This window comes from Paenibacillus sp. F4, from assembly GCF_002894905.1.
In the GTDB taxonomy this organism is placed as follows: Bacteria; Bacillota; Bacilli; order Paenibacillales; family Paenibacillaceae; genus Paenibacillus; species Paenibacillus polymyxa_B.
In genome coordinates this window covers 58,864-68,265 of sequence record NZ_POVS01000018.1, presented here as the reverse complement: position 1 = coordinate 68,265, position 9,402 = coordinate 58,864, and the positions used below count along the sequence as shown (strand labels likewise).

Annotated in this window: 11 protein-coding genes and 1 pseudogene; 4 read left to right on the top strand and 8 right to left on the bottom strand. The window is 46.2% G+C overall.

Annotated elements, in window-relative coordinates:
• Nucleotides 1-63 precede the first annotated feature (63 nt).
• Nucleotides 64-255 (bottom strand): annotated as a pseudogene (locus C1T21_RS21955) (DNA-binding protein); the annotation flags it as partial.
• Nucleotides 256-420: 165 nt separating this feature from the next.
• Between C1T21_RS21955 and C1T21_RS21950 the strand changes: the two are divergent.
• Together C1T21_RS21950 and C1T21_RS21945 are read left to right on the top strand one after the other, a co-directional pair.
• A complete protein-coding gene (locus C1T21_RS21950) occupies nucleotides 421-765 on the top strand; it encodes a helix-turn-helix domain-containing protein (protein ID WP_103049735.1) in 345 nt (114 codons plus the stop codon).
• A gap of 62 nt (nucleotides 766-827) precedes the next feature.
• Entirely contained in the window at nucleotides 828-1,172 is a 345-nt protein-coding gene (locus C1T21_RS21945) for a helix-turn-helix domain-containing protein (RefSeq protein WP_103049734.1), read from the top strand.
• An 82-nt stretch (nucleotides 1,173-1,254) separates the two neighbouring features.
• On the opposite strand, the gene C1T21_RS21940 is transcribed toward C1T21_RS21945, so the two are convergent.
• The 4 genes from C1T21_RS21940 to C1T21_RS21925 all read right to left on the bottom strand — a co-directional run bounded on the left by C1T21_RS21940 (nucleotide 1,255) and on the right by C1T21_RS21925 (nucleotide 3,869).
• Nucleotides 1,255-1,743 carry a DinB family protein gene (locus C1T21_RS21940; RefSeq protein WP_103049733.1) on the bottom strand — a complete coding sequence of 163 codons (489 nt, stop codon included), beginning with the start codon at nucleotides 1,741-1,743 and terminating at the stop codon, nucleotides 1,255-1,257.
• 28 nt (nucleotides 1,744-1,771) lie between these two features.
• Nucleotides 1,772-2,707 carry an AraC family transcriptional regulator gene (locus C1T21_RS21935; protein WP_103049732.1) on the bottom strand — a complete coding sequence of 312 codons (936 nt, stop codon included), beginning with the start codon at nucleotides 2,705-2,707 and terminating at the stop codon, nucleotides 1,772-1,774.
• 124 nt (nucleotides 2,708-2,831) lie between these two features.
• Nucleotides 2,832-2,999 (bottom strand): CxxH/CxxC protein, encoded by a 168-nt coding sequence (locus C1T21_RS21930; RefSeq protein WP_007433184.1) that lies wholly within the window; start codon nucleotides 2,997-2,999, stop codon nucleotides 2,832-2,834.
• Nucleotides 3,000-3,104: 105 nt separating this feature from the next.
• Nucleotides 3,105-3,869 (bottom strand): class I SAM-dependent methyltransferase, encoded by a 765-nt coding sequence (locus C1T21_RS21925; RefSeq protein WP_103049731.1) that lies wholly within the window; start codon nucleotides 3,867-3,869, stop codon nucleotides 3,105-3,107.
• 228 nt (nucleotides 3,870-4,097) lie between these two features.
• Here C1T21_RS21925 and C1T21_RS21920 point away from each other — a divergent pair, with 228 nt between their 5' ends.
• Nucleotides 4,098-5,819, top strand: coding sequence for a cellulase family glycosylhydrolase (locus C1T21_RS21920; RefSeq protein ID WP_103049730.1), 1,722 nt, complete (start codon nucleotides 4,098-4,100; stop codon nucleotides 5,817-5,819).
• Nucleotides 5,820-5,905: 86 nt separating this feature from the next.
• On the opposite strand, the gene C1T21_RS21915 is transcribed toward C1T21_RS21920, so the two are convergent.
• Nucleotides 5,906-7,141 carry a S1C family serine protease gene (locus tag C1T21_RS21915; RefSeq protein WP_103049729.1) on the bottom strand — a complete coding sequence of 412 codons (1,236 nt, stop codon included), beginning with the start codon at nucleotides 7,139-7,141 and terminating at the stop codon, nucleotides 5,906-5,908.
• 504 nt (nucleotides 7,142-7,645) lie between these two features.
• On the opposite strand from C1T21_RS21915, the gene C1T21_RS21905 reads away from it, so the two are divergent.
• Nucleotides 7,646-7,852 (top strand): hypothetical protein, encoded by a 207-nt coding sequence (locus C1T21_RS21905; RefSeq protein ID WP_025723164.1) that lies wholly within the window; start codon nucleotides 7,646-7,648, stop codon nucleotides 7,850-7,852.
• On the opposite strand, the gene C1T21_RS21900 is transcribed toward C1T21_RS21905, so the two are convergent.
• Both C1T21_RS21900 and yycI read right to left on the bottom strand, forming a co-directional pair.
• Nucleotides 7,821-8,627, bottom strand: a complete 807-nt coding sequence (locus C1T21_RS21900; RefSeq protein WP_025723163.1) for an MBL fold metallo-hydrolase — start codon at nucleotides 8,625-8,627, stop codon at nucleotides 7,821-7,823. The genes C1T21_RS21905 and C1T21_RS21900 overlap by 32 nt on opposite strands.
• 6 nt (nucleotides 8,628-8,633) lie before the next feature.
• Nucleotides 8,634-9,398 (bottom strand): two-component system regulatory protein YycI, encoded by a 765-nt coding sequence (yycI, locus tag C1T21_RS21895; protein ID WP_028540969.1) that lies wholly within the window; start codon nucleotides 9,396-9,398, stop codon nucleotides 8,634-8,636.
• Nucleotides 9,399-9,402: the final 4 nt, after the last annotated feature.

Sequence of the window (9,402 nt, the reverse complement as noted above, 5' to 3'; positions counted from 1 at the left end):
CCTTAGATTTCATCGGATAAACCAGGGGTTTATTCCAATGTCTATTCTAAGGGGTGCACTTCATTCTAAATTGACATGCGGGATGGGTAATTTCATTGCTTTATGATACTGCCGTTCTTCATAGATACGCTGTACACATTGGTACAAAATATCCGCCGTCTCCATCACCTTTTTCCAATTTTCAAAAGCCACAGCCATCTCTAACATTTCAACAATGATGTCCGGTTTGAGTGATTCCAGGATAGAAGTTCTCAAGAGTAGCCCCTCCTTATATTTCCATTTACAACCAATTGTATAGAAAGTAAAAAAGGAGGTCAATATAAAAAGTACTTAAAAGTACAGTTTTATATGTATTTATTTTGTATAAAGTGGTCTGTAACGATATTCTCTCCTCTTCTAACCTTAAGTGGAGGTGATTACATGAGTTTACCAGAAAGTGTCGGAAACCGAATACGAGAACTAAGAAAAGCTAAAGGATGGACACAGGAACAACTGGCAGAAGCAGCAGGACTTCATTACAGTTATATTGGTGGAGTAGAACGTGGAGATCGAAATATTTCATTGGAGACGTTGGAAAAAATAATTCTAGCATTAAACGTTCCACCCTTTGAACTTTTTCAATTCGACGAAAATACGGATCGAAAACAGATCATAAATGAACTTATGGTGCTCATAAATTCAAGAGAAACAACAGAGCTCGAAATCCTTACTACTATAACTAAAAATATTGTTGGTTTAGTCGAGTTACAACAAAAAAAGAATTGAACAATTTTTTCTACCTGACTTCTACACTTCATCTTCCATAAGCTTGTTATGAGGTGTTTAATATGACAAAATTACGCAATTCGGTTGGAGATAGAATTAGAACGATTCGGAAGGCTAAGGGATTAACACAGCAACAACTTGCGGAACTTTCAGGATTAGATGATGCATATATTGGATCGGTAGAGCGTGGCGAAAGAAACTTTTCTATTGATACCTTGGAGAAAGTGTTAACTGCCTTAAACGTGTCTATCAGTGAATTGATGTTTTCCAAAGAACATATGACTACAGACGAAATTATTCGGCAAGAGGCAGTAGATGAGTTTGTTGCGTTGACCAGCAGATTGAATGAGGAGCAAATCAGCATTCTCAGACGCGTTAGTAAAGAAGTTTCACGCGCGTTCGAGTAAGCCATACCACCCTAAAAAAGCCTTGAATAAAACCAAAAAAGAGCACCGCACAGGTGCCCTCCATAAATCTTCACAAAAATACTCAAGCGTACAACATAAAAAAGTTCACTTCATGCCCCAGTTGCTTCAGATAATTATAAATCTGCGAACGGTGATGGAACACATGGGTCACGGTCTCAATCTGCCATTGAACCTGCAAATGTCCATGCTCCATATAGAAAGCTTTCGTCGAACGATTCAGATAATCTTCCTCGCTAAGCGAAAGAATGTAAGCCTTATAAGCCTCAAAATTCTGTCTGAAAGTTGTAGCCAAGCGCTCGGGATCTTCCACCCCGGACAGGCTGGTTTCAATGCTTCCCACTTCACCCTCGGACTTCTCCTCCATTATCGCAAGATCCGAAGCTGGAATAAGTACAAAGTGATGTACTAACTCCAGCAGCGAGCGAAAATTGTCCTGCGGGCGAAAGCCCCAATCCTCTGGACGTATTTTACGGATCAAGGCTTCCCCCGTCCGTACCCCGGTCTCCAGCTCATTCAGCAAATGATCTCGAACTTGCAGCGTTCCACTCATATTCACATCTCTCCTTTGCCATTCTTCTTTATATTTTGAGTATAGCCGAAGCCTCTGGGCGTGTATTGTAAAAATCGGACAACTTCCGTAAATCCTTAGCCGCGGTAAGCGGAGAATCGCCATAAAACCTGCGAAAATCACGGATCAGATGCGCCTGATCGAAAAAGCTGTGCTTCAATGCAAACTCCGTCCAATCCAGACTACCACCGCTTTGAATACTATGCAGAACGCTATGGAAGCGGACGACTTCACTGAACTTTTTCGGGCTGATTCCGATCCATTGTCCAAACTTACGATTGATCTGTCTTTCACTGATCGCCTCACGCTCCGCAAGCTCCTTAACCCCCACACTCCCACCGCTCATAAAGATGCGATGCAGCAGGTTTTTCATCAGGTCACAATCGCTTGTCCTACGGCGCAGTAGAAGCTGGTTTAGATACTCATCCATGATGCGCACCCGTTCATTGAAATTCTGCGCTTCCATAATGCGCTCACCTATGACGGCGATACTTTCGGGCCAGAGATCTTCCAAGCGATAATTACCGCCTGTAAACAAATGAGTCGGCATGCCGTGAAAATAATGTGCCCCACCGGGAAAAAATCGCACCGCAAAAATGCGTGTCTCGGATCCTGCTTGTCTGGTAGACACAAACGGTTGCGTAAATGTCCCACAGTACGAGAGTTCCTGACGCTTACTCACCGGGTCGTATTCAAATAGAATATCCGTACAGCCGTCAGGTAATACCCGCTCCATGATTTCTTCTTGTGGCAGGCTTAACGAAGCGGTGTCTTCGCACGAAGCTGCTAGATTGGCCTCTCTCTCCCTATCAGCCGGACCGGACTCCCAATAACAGGCCACGTAAGCTTTCAGCGCAGCAGACGGCTTTTGTTCGATATAATACGTGGAGAGATCACTTCCATTAACTTGAAGCGGACGGAATAGTGAATGCAGCAAAGGGTCCATCCATCGTTCACTCCTGTCTCAGCACGTGAATGGGAATAAATATAGCTCTATGTATGAGGTGTTTTTGCAATAAATTCTGATATACAAAAAGGACGTTTCTGCCCGAAACGCCCGTGCTTGTTTTTTAGACGACCAAAAACTCTGCTTTGTTCTCACATTCCTTGCACTTCACCGGAGGGTCCCAATCCGAAAATTTCGTTTCCTTGAGATCGACGACATCCGGTGCATCCTCGTATTCATCGACGAACATATCAATTGCTAGTTCCACATGCTCTTTACATACCACGTACATTCCAGTTGCATCCCTTTCCGTTTGAAGCTCTTCCTGTTGTAGGTGTGTCAAAACTGTCTTCTTTTGTTCTACCACACTTGACGCGGAAAGGAAAGGGCCTGCTTTTTACCCTAGGCGTCTGGTTGTAAAGATAAGAAAATTACTGACATTCAGGTCCTCGTGAAAATGGGGATATTTCTCCAACATTTCGGCAGACGGCTTGGGTTCAATCATCCCATCCAACAGCAAACCCGCCTCAATAATGGTCTGTACATAGCTGCCCAGCGTACGGTGAAAGTACAAAAACTTTTCTTCCTGATCATAAGGGATCGCTTGCTCCAGTGGGCGTTCGTTGAAATATTGATCCACTTTCCAATACAGCTTTTTGCCTGTCTCATCCTTCACCCAACCACTCTGCGGCGTCTGAAAGCATGGATGCAGAATAGAAAAAATAAAGCGGCCCCCTGGAACTAATAATCGCTGCATTTCGGCAATCGCCTGCTCATAATGAGCCAAGTCCTGGATGACCATATTGGACACGATCAGATCAAAGCTCTGGTCTCCGAACATCTCCAGCTTTTCCAGATTGCCATGGTGATATGTAATTCCCAACGCTGACGGCGTTCGCTCTTTGGCTAGCCTCAGCATCTCTGTCGAGTAATCGACAGCCTCTACCAACGCACCCGCTCTGGCCATTTTACGGCTTAGATAGCCTTCGCCACAGCCGGCATCCAGCACTCTTTTGCCCCCGAGGGGTCCCATACAGGCTTGCAATGCCGGATTCAGCAGTACTTCGCGAGATCGATCCCCTTCCTCAGTGTACTTGGCAGTAAAGTTTCCTGCATGCATATTCCAACGTCGAATGGCCTCTTCCGTGTCCCACTTATTCATATTCATCTCCTTCTTTCTTTTGTATTTACAAATCCGATACTACAATCCACGTAGGGCCATAGATTCTACACTCATTTCTGTATTTTTTCAATAATAACGCTTACAAAATTAAAATATCTAATTAACACATGATTTTTACATGAATTATACAGGTATTCCATATTCAAATAGTATGGTAGTGTTTTATTGGAAAGCGCTTTCAAAAATAACTTTGTAAAGGGGCCTGTTATGTTAAAACGAAGACCCGTTTCATTGCTGTCGTTGACGCTTGCCATTACCCTGTTGTTATCTACATTCGCATCCGTTGCGGCTGCTGCCGAATCTGACGGACAAGCACCGCAAGCTGCGGCTGCGAGCAGCATGCAATCGTATGTGGAAGCCATGCAGCCTGGATGGAATTTAGGGAATTCTCTGGATGCTGTCGGGGCGGATGAGACAGCCTGGGGCAATCCGCGTATTACCCAGGCGTTGATCCAGCAAATTGCTGCCCAGGGATACAAAAGCATACGCATCCCGGTCACCTGGGATAAACACATTGGAGCAGCACCGAACTATACCGTTGAGTCTGCCTACATGAACCGTGTGGAAGAGGTTGTTCGTTGGGCGCTGGATGCCAATCTGTACGTCATGATCAATGTGCATCATGATTCATGGACGTGGGTAAGCAGTATGGAGCCCAAACATGATGAGGTGCTGGCTCGCTATAACGCATTATGGACACAAATTGCCCAGCGCTTTAAAGATCAACCTAACAAGCTGATGTTCGAAAGTATTAACGAACCCCGTTTCTCCGAAGGAGGGACTACGGATGAAGCGAAAATGAACCAGATGCTCCAAGAACTGAATGTATCCTTCCACAAAATTGTCCGCGCCTCTGGCGGTAAAAATGCCACTCGTCCCCTTGTTCTGCCTGGCTTGGATACTTCACCTGCTCAGGCCAAAATCAACGAGCTGTATAACACGATAACCAAGCTGAACGATCCCAACCTGATTGCAACCGTCCACTATTATGGTTATTGGCCTTTCAGTGTAAATATTGCGGGTCATACTACTTTTGATAAAGATACTAAAAACGATATCATCCAAACCTTTGATAATGTCTATAACACCTTTGTAGCCAAAGGTATTCCGGTTATTGTAGGTGAATTCGGTCTACTCGGCTTCGATAAAAATACAGGCGTTATTGAACAAGGCGAAAAGCTGAAATTCTTCGAGTTTTTGACCTATTATATGAAAGAGAAGAAAATAACAGGCATACTTTGGGATAACGGCCAGCATTTTAACCGCACAACGTACAAATGGTCTGATCCTGAACTCTTTAATGTCATTAAGTCCAGCCTAAAAGGGCGTTCCTCTAATGCAGCCAGTGACCTCATTCACTTGAAGAAAGGCACCTCTGCTCAGGACGCCAAGGTCATTTTAAACCTGAACGGCAATCAGCTGAAAACACTCAGTGTGAGCAGCAAGCAACTGAAACAGGGCACTGACTATACGCTGAGCGGAGACACATTAACCTTCAAAGCCAGCTTACTCACCAGCCTGACCACTTCCGGTAAATATGGGGAGAATGCCGTCATTACCGCTAAGTTTAACAAGGGGGCAGACTGGAATTTCAAAGTAGTCGTGTATGATACTCCAAAATTAAGTGCTGTCGAAGGGACTACACAAGCCTTTACCATTCCAACGGACTTCCGTGGTAGCCAGCTTGCCACGATGGAAGCCGTTTATACGAATGGTGGCAATGCCGGTCCACAGGATTGGACACCGTATAAAGAGTTTGGCAATACCTTTGCCCCTGCCTATGATGCCAACGGTATCAAGCTGTTACCTGAATTTTTTAATAGTGTAAAAGATGGCGAAGTCACGCTGAAGTTCCACTTCTGGAGTGGCGATGTGGTGACATACAAGATCACCAAGAGCGGAAACCGTGTGACGGGAACGACATCTTAATCTAAGACGCAGCAGAAGATCAAAAAAAGGCGTTCCCGGGAATAAGCCGGAGAGCGCCTTTTTATAGTTAAACCTATAATCATACCTTAGCCTTCCGGCTTATCTGTTAATTTTAACGTCACCGTTTCTTCCTTGCCTGCCCGGTAAAAAGTAACTTTCAGCTCATCGCCAATCTTCTTGTTATCGTACAAGTAGCGACGCAAATCAAGCGTAGAGTTAATCGGTTCGCTATCAAACGCTGTAATGACATCGTTCAGCTTCAAGCCAGCCTCTTTGGCAGGACCGTGGGCTTCCAGAACGACTGCTCCATTCTTCACGCTGTCCGGCAGCTTGAGCTCCTTGCGCTGAGTTTCATCCAGCGGTGCATATTCATTATTGAGATCGACCGTGTATACCCCCAGATAAGGGCGGGTGATCTTGCCGTCCTCAACCAGTTCATCCACCGTCTTCATCACCTCATTGGCGGGAATGGCAAAGCCAAGTCCCTCAACACCTGTATCAGCGATTTTCATCGTATTGATGCCAATCACACGTCCGTCGAGATCAACCAGCGCGCCGCCGCTGTTTCCCTCATTAATCGCCGCATCGGTCTGGATGACATGCTGCTCCCAGTCATATACGCCATCCTGGTTAATGGAAATCGGAATGATGCGATTCGTATAACTCACAATACCGGAGGTAAGCGTGTCTCCCAAGCCAAGCGGGTTGCCAATAGCAATGACCGTTTCACCCAGACGAAGTTTACTGGAGTCGCCGATATCCGCTACCGTGCTAATACCTTTATCGTCAACTGCCAGTACTGCGATGTCACTAATGCGATCCCTGCCGATCAGCTTTGCCTCTTTTCTGACACCGTCTACCGTTACAATATCCAGATCATCCGATCCTTCGACCACATGGTTATTTGTCATAATGAAGGCTTTGCCCGAACTCACTCGGAAAATGACACCCGATCCAAGCGCGGATTGTTCCGTGCTTTTACCATCTTCCTCTTTCAGATTCACGATGCTGACGACGGCTGGGCGCACCTTGGCTGCCGCCTGCACAATCCGGTCATACGGATCACCCGCTGCTTGCCGCAAGGGATAGTGACTGGCTCCGGTTACCGCTGTAGTGGAGGGCAGACCTGTAATAAAGCTGAACAGAAGCACAGCAACCACTGCACTGACTGCACCGCTAATGACAGCAGCTTGCACCGGACTTACTCCACGCTTCCTGTGTGGCCAACGTCCCCGTCCTCCACGGCGCGCCTTAAATGCCATTTTTTTAGCCGCACGTGTGGATACCTTTGTTGAATAAAAATCGTCCTCAAACAAGCCCATGCTAATCCTCTCCCCTTCGTTGTCATGCACCGACACTCACTAAAAAATTAGGGCTATTCGGGCTTGCGCCAACCTATGCTACAGAGAACCTGCTCCGTTGAACATCTCAAATGGATTGAATATCCCTTATCATCGGAATCCAGCAACCAATCGTTCCGGCCTACTTATTAATCACCACAAATGATGCCTTCCTAAGCAACCGAATCTCATAAATTAGCATACACGCCGAATCTGACCCCGAATAGAGGAAAAAAGAGGAATGATTTCCAAACCAATGGACTACAATAGTAACAAGTCTTCTATTCTATTACAAAATGATCGTCTCATAGAGACGTTCTGGCCTGTTCCCGTCCGCTTAAAGACTGCCTATACTTTCGATGAGAGCCTTCCTTCAGAAAGCTTTCTGTTGTTAGCTTTATTGTATCACAGCACCCAGCAAAACCACAGGCAGAACCAAGCTCATTGCACGCCATTTCTAAAATATTTTTACAGGAGGAATATATGATGAATTCACATCGTTCGGCTATGGATGAAGTTCGCATGGCTGCCAAGCTTGCGGATTTGAAAGACGAGCATTACCGCAATACATTGGCGCTAAGTACATTGATTGAACTACTGGTGGACAAAGGCGTAGTGACCCGTGAAGAGGTAGAACGCAAAGCCGCCGAGCTGGACAGCTTTATGGCTCACTTACCTTATCCCAAGGTGTAGGACGATCATAGTACGTATCACACAATCGAAACTCACTGTCCTTGTAAAAACAGCCGCGGTCTTCCATCGCCCCACGTACAGTCAACTTCGCAAGTTCCATCATATTGTGGTCGCGGCTCAAATGTGCCAAATACGTTCGCTTCGTACGGCCTGTCAGCAGCTCGCTAAGAATCGCGCCCGCCATCTCATTGGATAAATGACCGATATCGCTGAGAATACGGCGCTTGATGTTCCACGGGTAACGCCCCATACGCAGCATTTCCACATCATGATTAGACTCCAGTACCAATACGTCCGCGTCTGATATCGCCTGTTTCACTTTGTCGCTGACATAGCCGAGATCGGTCGCTACACTGAGTTTCTCTGCCCCATCATAAAAGCTATACCCTACAGGCTCAGCCGCATCATGGGATATGCCAAAAGACTCCACGCGTAATGACTCAAATTCCCGCGTTGCGCCTGTCTCCAATATTCTGCGGTTATCTTCTGCAATTTGCCCAACAGCATTACTGATGGCAAACCATGTCTTCTCGTTAGCATATATAGGTAAATTATATTTACGCGCCATGGCGCCTAGTCCTTTAACATGATCGGAATGCTCATGCGTGACCAAAATACCATCCAACTCTTCTCCGCTCAGATCGCGTTCCTTCAGCAATTCGTCAATACGCTTCGCGCTGAGACCTGCGTCGATGAGCAATGTCGTGTCTTCGTTCCGCACAACGGTAGCGTTGCCGGTCGAACCGCTCGACAGCACGGTAAATGAAATCCCCATATCTGTTCAAGACCCTTCTGTATGTTCTGTCTTTGGACTAATGACATCTCCGTTCATCTGCACATAATACACACCTTTCCCGTTGTCCAGCATAAACCGCCACACGGGGGCAGCCACCTGGCTATCGGAGTTAAAGGTCTGTCCGTAATAACCGAGCCGGATATCCTTCACAATCGTATCACGCGGCAAATAGCCATCGATCAGCCTTGCCAGTGCTTTGGACGCAGGCAGCATTTTCTTTGCCTCATCCGAAGGCTGGAGATCGACCTTAATTTTGCGATACCCTGTAATCTTCTGATTGCTGTAAAACAGAGCCAGCTTCACATTAAATAGCGGCCATTTGCCCTGAACCAGCGGATGAAGTACAAAAGCATCTGCTTGTCCGGATGCCAACTCCTCCTGAACATCCAGCGGATCATACTGAAAGTTATCGATATCCTTGATTTGTGGCTCCAATGCCTCAACTAGCGCGTCATGGGTGAATACCAGTTTGCTGTCCACCGGCTTCACCAGCTGCACACGATCATCCTTTTCTCCACTATGAACATATGTGTAAGAAAGCTTGGGCAGCTGCGGGGTATCCCCGGGAATCGGAGCCAACACCTGAATGCTTTTCTCTTCCATTAAACGCTGCGTATTTTCATCCAATGAAGTAAAATCCAGATTCGGCCCTGCCGTTTCCTGCGCATCATGCCACAATTGGTAACCCAATACCACATTGAGCAGCAAAAATGTACAGATCAATACGTTCTTGGCGCGGCTCCAATCCATTCCC

Bases quoted from the DNA above. Each gene is read 5' to 3' on its own strand.
- C1T21_RS21945 (WP_103049734.1), top strand. From the start codon at position 828: ATGACAAAATTACGCAATTCGGTTGGAGATAGAATTAGAACGATTCGG.
- C1T21_RS21905 (WP_025723164.1), top strand. From the start codon at position 7,646: ATGAATTCACATCGTTCGGCTATGGATGAAGTTCGCATGGCTGCCAAG.
- yycI (WP_028540969.1), bottom strand. From the start codon at position 9,398: ATGGATTGGAGCCGCGCCAAGAACGTATTGATCTGTACATTTTTGCTG.
- C1T21_RS21915 (WP_103049729.1), bottom strand. From the start codon at position 7,141: ATGGGCTTGTTTGAGGACGATTTTTATTCAACAAAGGTATCCACACGT.
- C1T21_RS21935 (WP_103049732.1), bottom strand. From the start codon at position 2,707: ATGGACCCTTTGCTGCATTCACTATTCCGTCCGCTTCAAGTTAATGGA.
- C1T21_RS21925 (WP_103049731.1), bottom strand. From the start codon at position 3,869: ATGAATAAGTGGGACACGGAAGAGGCCATTCGACGTTGGAATATGCAT.
- C1T21_RS21950 (WP_103049735.1), top strand. From the start codon at position 421: ATGAGTTTACCAGAAAGTGTCGGAAACCGAATACGAGAACTAAGAAAA.
- C1T21_RS21900 (WP_025723163.1), bottom strand. From the start codon at position 8,627: ATGGGGATTTCATTTACCGTGCTGTCGAGCGGTTCGACCGGCAACGCT.
- C1T21_RS21930 (WP_007433184.1), bottom strand. From the start codon at position 2,999: ATGTACGTGGTATGTAAAGAGCATGTGGAACTAGCAATTGATATGTTC.
- C1T21_RS21940 (WP_103049733.1), bottom strand. From the start codon at position 1,743: ATGAGTGGAACGCTGCAAGTTCGAGATCATTTGCTGAATGAGCTGGAG.
- C1T21_RS21920 (WP_103049730.1), top strand. From the start codon at position 4,098: ATGTTAAAACGAAGACCCGTTTCATTGCTGTCGTTGACGCTTGCCATT.